Source organism: Streptococcus infantis, assembly GCF_047460405.1.
GTDB classification, from domain to species: Bacteria; Bacillota; Bacilli; order Lactobacillales; family Streptococcaceae; genus Streptococcus; species Streptococcus infantis_Q.
Window position 1 is genome coordinate 90075 of sequence record NZ_JASHGH010000006.1, and the last position, 14312, is coordinate 104386.

General features: G+C 40.3%; 13 protein-coding genes. All 13 read left to right on the forward strand.

The annotated features are described in order from the left end of the window. Positions 1–81: 81 nt before the first annotated feature. The 13 genes from QM928_RS04240 (at position 82) to adhE (ending at position 14109) form a co-directional block, all read left to right on the forward strand. On the forward strand, positions 82–1539 hold the full coding sequence (locus tag QM928_RS04240; RefSeq protein ID WP_049548841.1) for a PTS ascorbate transporter subunit IIC: 1458 nt from the start codon (positions 82–84) through the stop codon (positions 1537–1539). Positions 1540–1561: 22 nt separating this feature from the next. Further along, complete coding sequence (locus QM928_RS04245) at positions 1562–1843, forward strand: PTS sugar transporter subunit IIB (RefSeq protein ID WP_000241466.1); 282 nt, start codon at positions 1562–1564, stop codon at positions 1841–1843. Between the two features lie 76 nt (positions 1844–1919). Then, positions 1920–2405, forward strand: a complete 486-nt coding sequence (locus tag QM928_RS04250) for a PTS sugar transporter subunit IIA (RefSeq protein WP_061863925.1) — start codon at positions 1920–1922, stop codon at positions 2403–2405. Positions 2406–2421: 16 nt separating this feature from the next. Then, the gene (locus QM928_RS04255) at positions 2422–3087 is read left to right on the forward strand and encodes a 3-keto-L-gulonate-6-phosphate decarboxylase UlaD (protein WP_061863926.1); all 666 of its coding nucleotides are present in this window, start codon (positions 2422–2424) and stop codon (positions 3085–3087) included. Between the two features lie 3 nt (positions 3088–3090). Beyond that, entirely contained in the window at positions 3091–3954 is an 864-nt protein-coding gene (locus tag QM928_RS04260; protein WP_414294581.1) for an L-ribulose-5-phosphate 3-epimerase, read from the forward strand. Position 3955: 1 nt separating this feature from the next. Continuing rightward, positions 3956–4663 carry an L-ribulose-5-phosphate 4-epimerase gene (locus QM928_RS04265; protein WP_075230987.1) on the forward strand — a complete coding sequence of 236 codons (708 nt, stop codon included), beginning with the start codon at positions 3956–3958 and terminating at the stop codon, positions 4661–4663. A 166-nt stretch (positions 4664–4829) separates the two neighbouring features. Continuing rightward, on the forward strand, positions 4830–6503 hold the full coding sequence (locus tag QM928_RS04270; protein ID WP_414294582.1) for a BglG family transcription antiterminator: 1674 nt from the start codon (positions 4830–4832) through the stop codon (positions 6501–6503). 116 nt (positions 6504–6619) lie between these two features. After that, on the forward strand, positions 6620–7711 hold the full coding sequence (ulaG, locus tag QM928_RS04275; protein ID WP_006153413.1) for an L-ascorbate 6-phosphate lactonase: 1092 nt from the start codon (positions 6620–6622) through the stop codon (positions 7709–7711). Between the two features lie 114 nt (positions 7712–7825). Then, positions 7826–9802: a transketolase gene (gene tkt, locus QM928_RS04280; RefSeq protein ID WP_414294583.1), complete on the forward strand. Its 1977-nt coding sequence runs from the start codon at positions 7826–7828 to the stop codon at positions 9800–9802. Between the two features lie 142 nt (positions 9803–9944). After that, on the forward strand, positions 9945–10265 hold the full coding sequence (gene yajC / locus QM928_RS04285; RefSeq protein WP_075230544.1) for a preprotein translocase subunit YajC: 321 nt from the start codon (positions 9945–9947) through the stop codon (positions 10263–10265). A gap of 48 nt (positions 10266–10313) precedes the next feature. Next, positions 10314–10769, forward strand: a complete 456-nt coding sequence (locus QM928_RS04290) for a low molecular weight protein-tyrosine-phosphatase (protein WP_414294584.1) — start codon at positions 10314–10316, stop codon at positions 10767–10769. Further along, positions 10744–11157: a hypothetical protein gene (locus QM928_RS04295; RefSeq protein WP_414294585.1), complete on the forward strand. Its 414-nt coding sequence runs from the start codon at positions 10744–10746 to the stop codon at positions 11155–11157. The genes QM928_RS04290 and QM928_RS04295 overlap by 26 nt, the downstream gene beginning before the upstream one ends. A 300-nt stretch (positions 11158–11457) precedes the next feature. Further along, on the forward strand, positions 11458–14109 hold the full coding sequence (gene adhE, locus QM928_RS04300) for a bifunctional acetaldehyde-CoA/alcohol dehydrogenase (protein WP_414294586.1): 2652 nt from the start codon (positions 11458–11460) through the stop codon (positions 14107–14109). Positions 14110–14312 lie beyond the last annotated feature (203 nt).

Sequence of the window (14312 nt, forward strand, 5' to 3'; positions counted from 1 at the left end):
GCTGTGTAATTCTTGGTCTTTTTGTTTCCGTTTTCACATTATATAATAAACTTACAAAAACAATTCAAAAGGAGAACAATTATGGAAGTCATTTCAAGTGTTCTAAATTGGTTTTCTAGCAATATTTTGCAGAATCCCGCATTTTTCGTAGGTTTATTGGTGTTGATAGGATATGCACTTTTGAAAAAACCTGCTCATGACGTTTTCTCAGGTTTCGTTAAAGCAACAGTAGGATATATGTTGCTCAACGTGGGTGCTGGTGGTTTGGTTACAACCTTCCGTCCAATCTTGGCAGCCCTTAACTACAAATTCCAAATTGGTGCAGCGGTTATCGACCCTTACTTTGGACTTGCTGCAGCAAACAACAAAATTGCAGCTGAATTTCCAGATTTTGTCGGAACTGCAACTACAGCTCTGTTGATCGGTTTTGGAGTAAATATCTTGCTTGTAGCTCTACGCAAGATTACGAAAGTAAGAACCCTCTTTATTACTGGTCACATCATGGTACAACAAGCTGCGACTGTATCTCTTATGGTTCTATTCTTAGTCCCACAATTGCGAAATGCTTATGGTACAGCAGCAATCGGTATCATCTGTGGCCTTTACTGGGCAGTTAGTTCAAATATGACTGTTGAGGCAACTCAACGTCTGACTGGTGGTGGCGGATTTGCGATTGGTCACCAACAACAATTTGCAATCTGGTTTGTAGATAAAGTGGCAGGACGCTTTGGTAAGAAAGAAGAAAGTCTAGACAATCTTAAATTGCCTAAGTTCCTCTCAATCTTCCATGATACTGTTGTTGCATCTGCTACTTTGATGCTCGTATTCTTTGGAGCCATTCTGTTAATCTTGGGTCCAGATATTATGTCTAATAAAGAAGTCATCACTTCAGGAACTCTATTCAATCCTGCAAAACAAGATTTCTTTATGTACATTATCCAAACAGCCTTCACCTTCTCAGTTTACTTGTTTGTTTTGATGCAAGGTGTCCGCATGTTCGTATCTGAGTTGACAAATGCCTTCCAAGGTATTTCAAACAAATTGTTGCCAGGTTCATTCCCAGCGGTCGACGTTGCAGCTTCTTATGGATTTGGTTCTCCAAACGCGGTCTTGTCAGGATTTGCCTTTGGTTTGATTGGTCAATTGATCACAATTGTCTTGCTTATCGTCTTTAAAAACCCTATCCTTATTATTACAGGATTTGTACCAGTGTTCTTTGATAATGCAGCCATCGCGGTCTATGCTGATAAGCGTGGCGGATGGAAAGCAGCCGTTATCCTATCCTTCATTTCAGGTGTCCTCCAAGTTGCTCTAGGAGCTCTCTGTGTAGCCCTTCTCGACTTAGCATCTTACGGTGGTTACCATGGAAATATCGACTTTGAATTCCCATGGCTTGGATTTGGTTATATCTTCAAATATCTCGGTATTGTTGGTTATGTACTTGTATGTCTCTTCTTGCTCGTTATTCCTCAACTTCAATTTGCAAAAGCAAAAGATAAAGAGAAATATTACAAGGGTGAAGTTCAAGAAGAAGCTTAGTGTCTAGAAAAGGAGAAATAAAATGGTTAAAGTATTAGCAGCGTGCGGAAATGGAATGGGTTCATCTATGGTTATCAAGATGAAGGTTGAAAATGCCCTCCGTAAGCTTAATCAAACAGACTTTACAGTCAATTCATGCAGTGTCGGTGAAGCAAAAGGTTTAGCAGCAGGCTATGACATCGTAATCGCTTCTCTTCATTTAATCCAAGAATTGGAAGGTCGGACTAATGGGAAGTTAATTGGGCTTGACAACTTGATGGATGATAAAGAAATCACTGAAAAACTCAGTCAAGCACTACAGTAAAAGGTTGGAGGGGGCTGGACAGAAACTGAGAGTTATCGTTTCTGTCCTTCTCCCTCTTTAAATAAAGGAGGCAGATATGAATTTAAAACAAGCTTTAATTGACAATGACTCGATCCGACTAGGTTTAGAAGCTAACGATTGGAAAGAAGCAGTCAAAGTAGCAGTAGATCCCTTGATTGAAAGTGGGGCAATTTTGCCAGAGTATTACGATGCTATTATCGAATCAACTGAAGAGTATGGGCCTTATTATATTTTAATGCCAGGTATGGCTATGCCCCATGCTAGACCAGAAGCTGGGGTGCAAAGAGATGCCTTTTCATTGATCACCTTACAAAATCCTGTTGTATTTTCAGATGGGAAAGAGGTCTCTGTTTTGCTTGCATTAGCAGCAACAAGCTCAAAAATTCACACAAGTGTAGCTATTCCACAAATCATTGCCTTATTTGAATTAGAAGATTCTATCGCACGTTTACAGGCTTGTCAGACTAAAGAAGATGTCTTGGCGATGATCGAAGAATCTAAGGATAGCCCTTATCTTGAAGGATTGGATTTGGAAAGTTAGAAAGAGGAACAAAGAGATGACAAAAAGAATACCTAATTTACAAGTTGCATTAGACCATTCAGACTTGCAAGGAGCGATTAAAGCAGCTGTTTCTGTTGGTCACGAAGTAGATATTATCGAAGCTGGAACTGTTTGCTTGCTTCAAGTTGGAAGTGAATTGGTTGAAGTTTTACGTAGCCTTTTCCCAGATAAGATTATTGTGGCAGACACAAAATGTGCCGATGCTGGTGGAACAGTTGCCAAAAATAATGCCGTTCGTGGAGCAGATTGGATGACTTGCATCTGTTGTGCAACCATCCCTACTATGGAAGCAGCTCTAAAGGCTATCAAGGCTGAACGTGGAGACCGAGGAGAAATCCAAATCGAGCTTTATGGTGATTGGACTTTTGAACAAGCTCAGCTTTGGCTAGATGCAGGTATCTCACAAGCTATCTATCACCAATCTCGTGATGCCCTTCTTGCTGGTGAAACTTGGGGTGAAAAAGACCTTAATAAGGTTAAAAAACTCATTGACATGGGCTTCCGAGTTTCTGTAACAGGTGGTCTAGATGTAGATACTCTCAAACTCTTTGAAGGCGTTGATGTCTTTACCTTTATCGCAGGTCGTGGAATTACAGAGGCTGCGGATCCAGCAGGAGCAGCGCGTGCCTTCAAGGATGAAATCAAACGAATTTGGGGGTAAGCCATGACACGTCCAATTGGAATTTATGAAAAGGCAACCCCGACCCACTTTACTTGGCTAGAACGTTTAAATTTTGCCAAGGAGTTAGGCTTTGATTTTGTCGAGATGTCTATTGACGAACGTGATGAGCGCTTAGCAAGACTTGACTGGAGCAAGGAAGAGCGCTTGGAAGTTGTCAAAGCGATCTATGAAACTGGTGTTCGTATTCCCTCTATCTGTTTTTCAGGCCATCGTCGTTATCCATTGGGATCAAATAATCCAGTTCTAGAGGAAAAATCTCTGGAACTCATGAAAAAATGTATCGAATTAGCTCAAGATTTGGGAGTTCGTACGATTCAATTAGCTGGTTACGATGTTTACTATGAGGAAAAGTCACCCCAGACACGCCAACGTTTTATCAAAAATTTGAGAAAAGCTTGTGACTGGGCTGAAGAAGCTCAGGTGGTACTTGCTATTGAAATTATGGATGATCCTTTCATCAATAGCATCGAAAAATACTTGGCTATAGAGAAAGAGATTGACTCTCCCTACCTTTTTGTCTACCCAGATATTGGTAATGTATCTGCCTGGCATAATGATGTCTACAGTGAATTTTATCTCGGTCACCATGCCGTCGCAGCTCTCCATCTCAAGGATACTTATGCAGTGACAGAAAGTTCAAAGGGCCAGTTCCGAGATGTACCTTTTGGGCAAGGTTGTGTCGAATGGGAAGAAGCTTTCGATATTTTAAAGCAAACCAATTATAATGGACCTTTCCTAATCGAAATGTGGTCTGAAAATTGTGAAACTGTAGAAGAAACACGCGCAGCCATTCAAGAGGCCCAAGCCTTTCTCTACCCACTTATTAAGAAAGCAGGTCTGATGTAAGATGAATCAAGTAATCAATGATATGCGTAAACGAGTCTGTGATGCCAATCAATCATTGCCAAAACATGGACTTGTTAAATTTACCTGGGGGAATGTATCGGAAGTCAATCGCGAACTCGGTGTCATTGTTATCAAACCATCAGGTGTAGATTATGACGAATTGACACCTGAAAATATGGTGGTAACTGACCTAGATGGCAAGGTTCTAGAAGGAGATTTAAGACCATCTTCTGATCTTCCAACTCATGTGCAGTTATATAAGGCTTGGCCAGAGATTGCTAGTGTGGTCCATACCCATTCGACTGAAGCTGTTGGTTGGGCTCAGGCAGGTCGTGATATTCCTTTCTATGGAACAACCCATGCGGATTATTTCTACGGTTCCATTCCTTGCGCCCGTAGTTTGACAAAGGATGAAGTAGAAGTGGCCTATGAAAAAGATACTGGCCTAGTTATCGTAGAAGAGTTTGAACGTCGTGGTCTCAACCCTGTTGAAGTACCAGGGATTGTCGTACGTAATCACGGTCCATTCACTTGGGGCAAAAACCCAGAGAATGCTGTTTATCACTCAGTTGTACTAGAGGAAGTATCAAAGATGAATCGCTTCACAGAACAAATCAATCCAAGGGTTGAACCTGCTCCTCAGTACATCCTAGAAAAACACTACCAACGTAAGCATGGACCAAATGCTTATTACGGTCAAAAGAAATAAGAAAATGAATTGAAAAGAGGCTAGGACCTTGCGATCCAAGCCTCGCTTTTGTAGTTGTAAGTATCCACTGTTAAGAGTTTACAGCACATAATTGCAAAGTCTGTACGAATGTGATACCATTATAAAGTTGTTTTGGAAGCGATTGACAAATAGAGGAGTATGAATTATGGTTTTAGATAAGGCGAGCTGTGACTTGCTTCAATATTTGATGGATCAAGAAACGTCCAAAACGATTATGACGATTTCAAAAGATCTAGCTCAATCTCGAAGAAAAATCTACTATCACATTGATAAAATCAATGATGCTTTGGATGATGAGAATTTGCATATCATCAGTCTGCCTCGGATTGGTATCCACTTAACCGAGGAACAAAGAGAAGCTTGTCGTCAATTATTAGACGAAGTTGATTCTTATGATTATATCATGAGTGCCAACGAGCGGATGCAGCTGATGCTTCTTTTGATTGGTATTTCCAAAGAGAGAATCACTCTTGAAAAACTCATGGAATTAACAGAAGTCTCTCGAAATACAGTCCTTAATGACTTAAATAGCATTCGTTATCAGCTAACCTTGGAGCAGTATCAAGTAACACTTCAAGTTAGTAAATCTCGAGGTTACTATCTAAATGCACATCCTCTTAATAAAATCCAGTATCTTCAATCCCTTCTCTATCATGTCTTTATGGAAGAAAATCCAGCTTTTGTTGCTATTTTAGAGGAGAAAATCAAAGAGCGATTAGACGGTGAGATGCTTCTTTCCGATGAGGTCAATCAATTTCTTAAAAAACAGGTTCCGTTGGTTGAGCAGGATTTGGGGAAAAAAATAAACCATCACGAAGTCACTTTTATGTTACAGGTCCTTCCCTATCTTCTACTAGGGTGTGATACCGTTACTCGAAATCAAGATAAACATCAAGAAATTGAGCAAGAGTTTTCATTGATTCGAAAAAGAATTGAATATCAGGTATCCAAAAAACTAGGAGAGCGCTTGTTTGAAACATTTAGCATCTCGTTTTCAGAATTAGATAGATCTCTGTTAGCTATTCTTTTGTTATCCTATCGAAAAGATCGAGACATCCATGCAGAAAGTAAAGATTTTCAGCATTTGAGAATGGCTTTAGAAGAGTTTATTTGGTATTTTGAATCCCAAACCAGAATGGAGATTGAACAGAAAGAAGACTTATTGAGGAATCTTGTGATTCATTGTAAGGCGCTATTATTCAGAAAGAACTATGGTATTTTCTCAAAAAATCCTTTAACTCGGCAGATTCGTTCTAAGTATAGTGAACTTTTCGTAATTACAAAAAAATGTGCAGAAGTGTTAGAAGAAGCTTGGCAGATTCGATTGACGGATGATGAGATTGCCTATTTGACCATTCATGTTGGAGGTTTTTTAAAGTATACTCCATCGATTCAAAACAATACCAAGAAGATTTATATTGTGTGTGATGAAGGAGTGGGCGTCTCTAAACTCTTACTTAAACAATGTCGATTCTATCTTCCAAATGAACAGATAGGGGCAGTCTTTACAACTGAGCAGTTCAAAAGCGTAGAGGATATTACTCAGGTTGATTTACTAATCACAACCAACGATGAACTTGAGAGTCATTTCCCAGTTTTAAAGGTAAATCCTATACTTGAGGCAGAAGATATTTTACGCATAACAGACTTTATGAAGAATAAGGTCCTCAGAAAAGACGGTCGAACCTTCAAGGAAAATCTATCAACAATTATTGCTACCTATATATCTGATAAACACGCTGCAGCAAAATTACAAGAAGAAATTCAACTTTTAATCAACCAAGAATTAGTCATCCAAGCTTTTTTAGATGAATCATAAACATCACAGTCCAATGATGAACACAAGCCTGTGTTTTTCTTGGTCTTTTTTAATATATCGGTCGGTGTTATACTAAGTATGAAATAAATACTTGAACAAAATATGGAGGATTTCAAATGCCAAACGTAAAAGAAATTACAAGAGAATCATGGATTTTAGCTACTTTCCCAGAGTGGGGAACATGGTTGAACGAAGAAATCGAAGAAGAAGTCGTTCCTGAAGGTAACTTTGCCATGTGGTGGCTAGGCAACTGTGGTACTTGGATTAAAACACCAGGTGGTGCTAACGTTGTCATGGACCTTTGGTCAAACCGTGGAAAATCAACTAAAAAAGTGAAAGATATGGTTCGCGGACACCAAATGGCAAATATGGCAGGTGTTCGTAAATTGCAACCAAACTTACGTGTTCAGCCAATGGTTATCGATCCATTTGCTATCAATGAACTCGACTACTACTTGGTTTCACACTTCCATAGTGACCATATCGACCCATACACAGCTGCAGCAATTCTCAATAATCCTAAGTTAGAACATGTTAAGTTTATCGGCCCTTACCATTGTGGACGAATCTGGGAAGGATGGGGTGTTCCAAAAGAACGCATCATCGTTGTCAAACCAGGTGATACTATTGAACTAAAAGACATGAAGATTCATGCGGTAGAATCATTTGACCGTACTTGCTTGGTAACGCTACCAGTAAACGGTGCTGATGAGACAGGTGGCGAACTTGCTGGTTTAGCTGTTACAGATGAAGAAATGGCTCAAAAGGCTGTTAACTATGTCTTTGAAACACCAGGTGGAACCATTTATCATGGTGCAGATTCTCACTTCTCAAACTATTTTGCGAAACATGGTAAAGACTTCAAAATTGATGTTGCTTTGAATAACTATGGTGAAAATCCAGTAGGTATCCAAGATAAAATGACCTCTATCGACCTACTTCGTATGGCAGAAAATCTTCGTGCTAAAGTCATTATCCCAGTTCACTATGATATCTGGTCTAACTTCATGGCTTCTACGAATGAAATCCTAGAACTTTGGAAAATGAGAAAAGATCGCTTGCAATACGATTTCCATCCATTTATCTGGGAAGTTGGTGGTAAATACACTTATCCTCAAGACCAACACTTAATAGAATATCATCACCCACGTGGTTTTGATGACTGCTTCGAACAAGACTCAAATATCCAATTCAAAGCCTTGCTTTAATATAAAAATTTTTTCTGGAGGTTATCCGTATGTTGCACGATACGGATAATTTTCATATAATAGTACAAATAGAATATGTGATAGACCTATCACCTCAAAGAGAAAGGAAATTCTATGTCAAATCTATCTGTTAATGCGATTCGTTTTCTAGGTATTGACGCTATCAATAAAGCGAACTCAGGTCACCCAGGGGTGGTTATGGGAGCTGCACCGATGGCATACAGCCTATTCACTAAAGAACTTCGTATCAATCCAGCTCAACCAAACTGGATTAACCGCGACCGTTTCATTCTTTCAGCTGGTCACGGATCAATGCTTCTTTATGCCCTTCTTCACCTTTCTGGATTTGAAGATGTGAGCATGGATGAAGTGAAGAACTTCCGTCAATGGGGCTCTAAAACTCCAGGTCACCCAGAATTTGGTCATACAGCAGGGGTTGATGCAACAACAGGCCCTCTAGGACAAGGGATTGCGACTGCGACAGGTTTTGCACAAGCAGAACGTTTCCTTGCAGCTAAGTACAACCGTGAAGGTTATAACATCTTTGACCACTACACTTACGTTATCTGTGGAGATGGTGACTTGATGGAAGGTGTCTCAAGTGAAGCTGCTTCTTATGCAGGCTTGCAAAAGCTTGACAAGTTGGTTGTTCTTTATGATTCAAATGATATCAACTTGGATGGTGAGACAAAAGATTCTTTCACAGAAAGTGTCCGCGATCGTTACAATGCTTATGGTTGGCATACAGCCTTGGTAGAAGATGGAACAGACTTAGAAGCTATTCATGCTGCTATCGAAGAAGCTAAGGCTTCAGGAAAACCATCTTTGATCGAAGTGAAAACTGTTATTGGTTATGGTTCTCCAAATAAACAAGGAACCAATGCTGTACACGGTGCTCCTCTTGGAGCGGATGAAACTGCAGCAACTCGCCAGGCACTTGGTTGGAACTATGAACCATTTGAAATCCCAGCAGAAGTTTATGCTGATTTCAAAGAAAATGTTGCAGACCGTGGTGCATCAGCCTATGAAGCATGGACAAAACTAGTCGCAGATTATAAAGAAGCTCACCCAGAACTGGCTGCAGAAGTGGAAGCAATTATCGAAGGACGCGATCCAGTTGAGTTGACTCCAGAAGACTTCCCAGCTTTAGAAAATGGCTTCTCTCAAGCAACTCGTAACTCAAGTCAGGATGCTTTGAATGTAGTAGCTGCTAAATTGCCAACCTTCCTTGGTGGATCAGCTGACCTTGCTCATTCAAACATGACTTACATCAAAACTGACGGACTTCAAGATGATGCAAATCGCTTAAATCGTAACATTCAGTTTGGTGTTCGTGAATTTGCAATGGGTACTGTCTTGAACGGAATGGCTCTTCACGGTGGACTTCGAGTTTATGGTGGAACTTTCTTCGTATTCTCAGACTACCTTAAAGCAGCAGTTCGTTTGTCAGCCTTACAAGGTCTTCCAGTGACTTATGTCTTCACTCACGATTCAATCGCAGTTGGTGAAGATGGACCAACTCATGAACCGATTGAGCACTTGGCAGGTCTTCGTGCGATTCCAAACCTTAATGTTTTCCGCCCAGCAGATGCGCGTGAAACTCAAGCGGCTTGGTATCAAGCAGTGAAGAGCGAGAAAACACCAACTGTTCTTGTCTTGACTCGTCAAAACTTGACTGTTGAAGAAGGAACAGACTTTGACAAGGTTGCGAAAGGTGCTTATGTCGTTTATGAAAATGCAGCAGACTTCGACACTATCTTGATTGCGACTGGTTCAGAGGTTAATCTCGCTGTTGCAGCCGCTAAAGAATTGGCAAGCCAAGGTGGAAAAGTTCGCGTAGTCAGCATGCCATCTACAGATGTCTTTGATGCACAAGATGCAGCATACAAAGAAGAGATTTTACCAAATGCAGTTCGTCGTCGTGTAGCAGTTGAAATGGGAGCAACTCAAAACTGGTATAAATACGTTGGTCTTGATGGAGCGGTTCTCGGTATTGATACCTTTGGAGCGTCTGCGCCAGCACCAAAAGTTTTAGCAGAGTATGGATTTACAGTTGAAAACTTAGTAGAACTTGTAAACAACTTGAAATAATATAGAGGCATATTGCTAAAAAAGTCGAGGTTGGGAATTTTTGTCCTAGCCTCTTTCTTGATATAAAAGCATGGCCTAATCTTGTAAAAACACTTAAAATTTGTTATAGTAGTTTTATCTGAAATACAAAGGAGTAAAAATAATGGGTGGGAATTTAACATTTTTAATTATGCTTGTCTTGATGTTGGGCTTGATGTTCTTCATGCAACGTTCTCAAAAGAAACAAGCAGAAAAACGTATGGAAAGCCTCAATAAGCTTCAAAAAGGCTACGAAGTAATCACTATCGGTGGTCTCTACGGTACAGTCGATGAAGTAGACACAGAAAATAGAACAATTGTTCTTGATGTTGATGGCGTATACTTAACCTTCGAACTGGCAGCAATTCGAACTGTTTTGCCAGTCAAAGAAGCTGTGACACCTGAAGGAGCTGTTATTGAAGACGGCAGTGCTATTGAAGAATAAAACGGGGTGGATCTCATTCCCGTTTTTCTATAAGTGAGAGGAAGAGTAATGAAAAAAATTGCTTTTGTCTGTCTTGGTAATATTTGTCGTAGTCCTATGGCGGAATTTGTGATGAAATCCTTGACTGACAAATATGAGATTCAAAGCCGAGCGACTTCTTCCTGGGAACATGGCAATCCGATCCACAAAGGGACACAAGAAATCTTTCGAAGCCATGGCGTTCCTTATGATACTTCGAAAACTTCCCAACAAATTTCTAAAAATGACTTTGAGTATTTTGACTATATCATTGGTATGGATGAGTCTAACCTTGCTGACTTATATCAGATGTGCCCGCAAGATCAACAAGATAAGATCCAAGCGTTTGCATCTGAAAGCGTTCCAGACCCATGGTATACAGGTGATTTTGAAGAAACTTACGATCGGATTTCAACTGGTTGTCGAGCTTGGTTAAGTCGCTTAGAAAATGAGAGTGAAAATGGAAAATATAAAGAAACTCTATGAAAAATACAGTGTCTATTTGACACGTCCTCGACTAGAAATCGCGACAGTAATCATCATTGTTGTCTGCGCAGGGTTAGTATTTCTGACAAATCTTCCCAAGCAAGGAGTTCTCAAACTGGATGGGGATACCATTGTTTACGATGGAAGCCTAGTTCGTGGTAAGATGAATGGTCAGGGCACTGTTACCTTCTCAAACGGTGATAGCTATACTGGAGAATTTAGCAATGGTGCCTTCAATGGTAAAGGTACCTACCAAGCTAAAGCAGGTTGGGTATATGAGGGAGACTTTGTAAATGGCCAAGCTGAAGGAAAAGGAAAACTGACTACCGAACAAGAAGTAGTCTATGAAGGGGATTTCAAACAAGGTTTATTTCAACAAGCACAATAACCTCCTCCTAGAAGGAGGTATTCTTCCAGAATATAAGAAAGCGCTTACATGGAAGCGAAAGGCATTTCCAACCTCTCTTTACAATTAAGTTTGTGAAAAATAAAACTTTTTTAAAAACATTCACAAACTAGTGGCTCAAAAGCATCTGCAAAAGGGTGTTTGACATCATTTTCACAAACAAATAAAAAAAGTTTGTGAAATGTCTATGAAACTGTTTACAAACGTTTAAAAAAGAGTTATAATAAACTTGTGAAAAAATTAACAAAGGACTTACAATCCTTGAAAGCTATGGAGGAAAATATGGCTGATAAAAAAACTGTAACACCAGAAGAAAAGAAACTCGCTGCTGAAAAGCATGTCGATGGTTTGGTGCAAAAAGCTTTAGTTGCCCTTGAAGAAATGCGTAAACTTGACCAAGATCAAGTCGATTATATCGTAGCAAAAGCTTCAGTTGCTGCACTTGATGCTCACGGAGAATTGGCTTTACATGCCTTTGAAGAAACAGGACGTGGAGTATTTGAAGATAAAGCAACTAAAAACCTATTTGCTTGTGAGCACGTGGTAAATAACATGCGCCACACTAAAACAGTTGGTGTTATCGAAGAAGATGATGTAACAGGATTGACTCTTATCGCTGAACCAGTTGGTGTTGTTTGTGGGATCACTCCAACAACTAACCCAACTTCAACAGCAATCTTTAAAGCGTTGATTTCATTGAAGACTCGTAATCCTATTGTCTTTGCATTCCACCCATCAGCTCAAGAATCATCAGCTCACGCAGCTCAAATCGTTCGTGATGCAGCGATTAAAGCAGGTGCTCCTGAAAACTGTGTACAGTGGATTACTGAACCATCTATGGAAGCAACTAGTGCGCTTATGAACCACGAAGGTATTGCAACAATCCTTGCAACAGGTGGTAATGCCATGGTTAAAGCCGCATACTCATGTGGTAAACCAGCTCTTGGGGTAGGTGCCGGTAACGTTCCAGCTTATGTTGAAAAATCAGCTAACATCCGCCAAGCTGCTCACGATATCGTAATGTCTAAATCATTTGATAACGGTATGGTCTGTGCATCTGAACAAGCGGTTATCATTGATAAAGAAATTTACGATGAATTTGTAGCAGAGTTCAAATCTTATCACACTTACTTTGTAAACAAAAAAGAAAAAGCTCTTCTTGAAGAGTTCTGCTTCGGCGTGAAAGCAAACAGCAAAAACTGTGCTGGTGCAAAATTGAACGCTGACATCGTTGGTAAACCAGCAACTTGGATTGCAGAACAAGCAGGATTTACTGTTCCAGAAGGGACAAACATTCTTGCTGCAGAATGTAAAGAAGTTGGTGAAAACGAGCCATTGACTCGTGAAAAATTGTCACCAGTTATCGCAGTTTTGAAATCTGAAAGCCGTGAAGATGGTATTGCTAAAGCTCGTCAAATGGTTGAATTTAACGGTCTTGGGCACTCAGCAGCCATCCATACAGCTGATGAAGAATTGACTAAAGAATTTGGTAAAGCTGTTAAAGCTATTCGTGTTATCTGTAACTCACCTTCTACTTTCGGTGGTATCGGGGACGTTTATAATGCCTTCTTGCCATCATTGACACTCGGATGTGGTTCTTACGGACGTAACTCAGTTGGGGATAACGTTAGCGCCATCAACCTCTTGAACATCAAAAAAGTCGGAAGACGGAGAAATAACATGCAATGGATGAAACTTCCTTCAAAAACATACTTTGAACGTGATTCAATTCAATACCTTCAAAAATGTCGTGACGTTGAGCGTGTCATGATCGTTACTGACCACGCTATGGTAGAGCTTGGCTTCCTTGATCGTATCATCGAACAACTTGACCTTCGTCGCAATAAGGTTGTTTACCAAATCTTTGCAGATGTAGAACCAGATCCAGATATTACTACAGTTGAACGTGGTACTGAGATCATGCGTGCCTTCAAACCAGATACAATCATCGCTCTTGGTGGTGGATCGCCAATGGATGCTGCTAAAGTAATGTGGCTCTTCTACGAACAACCAGAAGTGGACTTCCGTGACCTTGTTCAAAAATTCATGGATATCCGTAAACGTGCCTTCAAATTCCCATTGCTTGGTAAGAAGACTAAATTCATCGCGATCCCAACTACATCTGGTACAGGATCTGAAGTAACTCCATTTGCCGTTATCTCTGATAAAGCAAACAACCGTAAATACCCAATCGCTGACTACTCATTGACACCAACTGTGGCAATCGTAGATCCTGCTTTGGTATTGACAGTTCCTGGATTTGTTGCTGCTGATACTGGTATGGACGTATTGACTCACGCAACTGAAGCTTACGTATCACAAATGGCTAGCGACTACACTGATGGTCTTGCTCTTCAAGCAATCAAACTTGTATTCGAAAACCTTGAAAGCTCAGTTAAGAATGCAGACTTCCACTCACGTGAGAAAATGCATAACGCTTCAACAATCGCTGGTATGGCCTTTGCAAATGCCTTCCTAGGTATTTCTCACTCAATGGCTCACAAGATTGGTGCGCAATTCCACACAGTTCACGGACGTACAAATGCAATCTTGCTTCCATACGTTATCCGTTACAACGGTACACGCCCAGCTAAGACAGCTACATGGCCTAAGTACAACTACTACCGTGCAGACGAGAAATATCAAGATATCGCTCGTATGCTTGGCCTTCCAGCTTCTACACCAGAAGAAGGTGTGGAATCTTACTCAAAAGCTGTCTACGAACTTGGTGAGCGCGTAGGTATCCAAATGAACTTCAAAGCACAAGGTATTGACGAAAAAGAATGGAAAGAACATTCACGTGAATTGGCCTTCCTTGCTTATGAAGATCAATGTTCACCTGCAAACCCACGTCTTCCAATGGTTGACCATATGCAAGAAATCATCGAAGATGCTTACTATGGTTACAAAGAAAGACCAGGACGCCGTAAATAATTGATTATCAGCCAAAACCGAGGGTAAACCTCGGTTTTTTTATGCTTAGAGAATATATTTTTTATTAAGAAATGCAGGCTCATTGTCAACTGTAGTGGGTTGAATAAAAACTAACATCTGGAGAGGACAATTGATGTCCTCTTCATTTTTATATTCAGAGCGATGAAAATTCGTTTCTTAAAGTTGTCAAAGTTCCGAAATCC

Excerpts from the sequence above, each read along its gene's own strand:
- adhE (WP_414294586.1), top strand. The coding sequence starts at position 11,458 with ATGGCTGATAAAAAAACTGTAACACCAGAAGAAAAGAAACTCGCTGCT.
- QM928_RS04260 (WP_414294581.1), top strand. The coding sequence starts at position 3,091 with ATGACACGTCCAATTGGAATTTATGAAAAGGCAACCCCGACCCACTTT.
- QM928_RS04245 (WP_000241466.1), top strand. The coding sequence starts at position 1,562 with ATGGTTAAAGTATTAGCAGCGTGCGGAAATGGAATGGGTTCATCTATG.
- QM928_RS04290 (WP_414294584.1), top strand. The coding sequence starts at position 10,314 with ATGAAAAAAATTGCTTTTGTCTGTCTTGGTAATATTTGTCGTAGTCCT.
- QM928_RS04270 (WP_414294582.1), top strand. The coding sequence starts at position 4,830 with ATGGTTTTAGATAAGGCGAGCTGTGACTTGCTTCAATATTTGATGGAT.
- QM928_RS04255 (WP_061863926.1), top strand. The coding sequence starts at position 2,422 with ATGACAAAAAGAATACCTAATTTACAAGTTGCATTAGACCATTCAGAC.
- QM928_RS04250 (WP_061863925.1), top strand. The coding sequence starts at position 1,920 with ATGAATTTAAAACAAGCTTTAATTGACAATGACTCGATCCGACTAGGT.
- yajC (WP_075230544.1), top strand. The coding sequence starts at position 9,945 with ATGGGTGGGAATTTAACATTTTTAATTATGCTTGTCTTGATGTTGGGC.
- QM928_RS04265 (WP_075230987.1), top strand. The coding sequence starts at position 3,956 with ATGAATCAAGTAATCAATGATATGCGTAAACGAGTCTGTGATGCCAAT.
- QM928_RS04240 (WP_049548841.1), top strand. The coding sequence starts at position 82 with ATGGAAGTCATTTCAAGTGTTCTAAATTGGTTTTCTAGCAATATTTTG.
- ulaG (WP_006153413.1), top strand. The coding sequence starts at position 6,620 with ATGCCAAACGTAAAAGAAATTACAAGAGAATCATGGATTTTAGCTACT.
- QM928_RS04295 (WP_414294585.1), top strand. The coding sequence starts at position 10,744 with ATGGAAAATATAAAGAAACTCTATGAAAAATACAGTGTCTATTTGACA.
- tkt (WP_414294583.1), top strand. The coding sequence starts at position 7,826 with ATGTCAAATCTATCTGTTAATGCGATTCGTTTTCTAGGTATTGACGCT.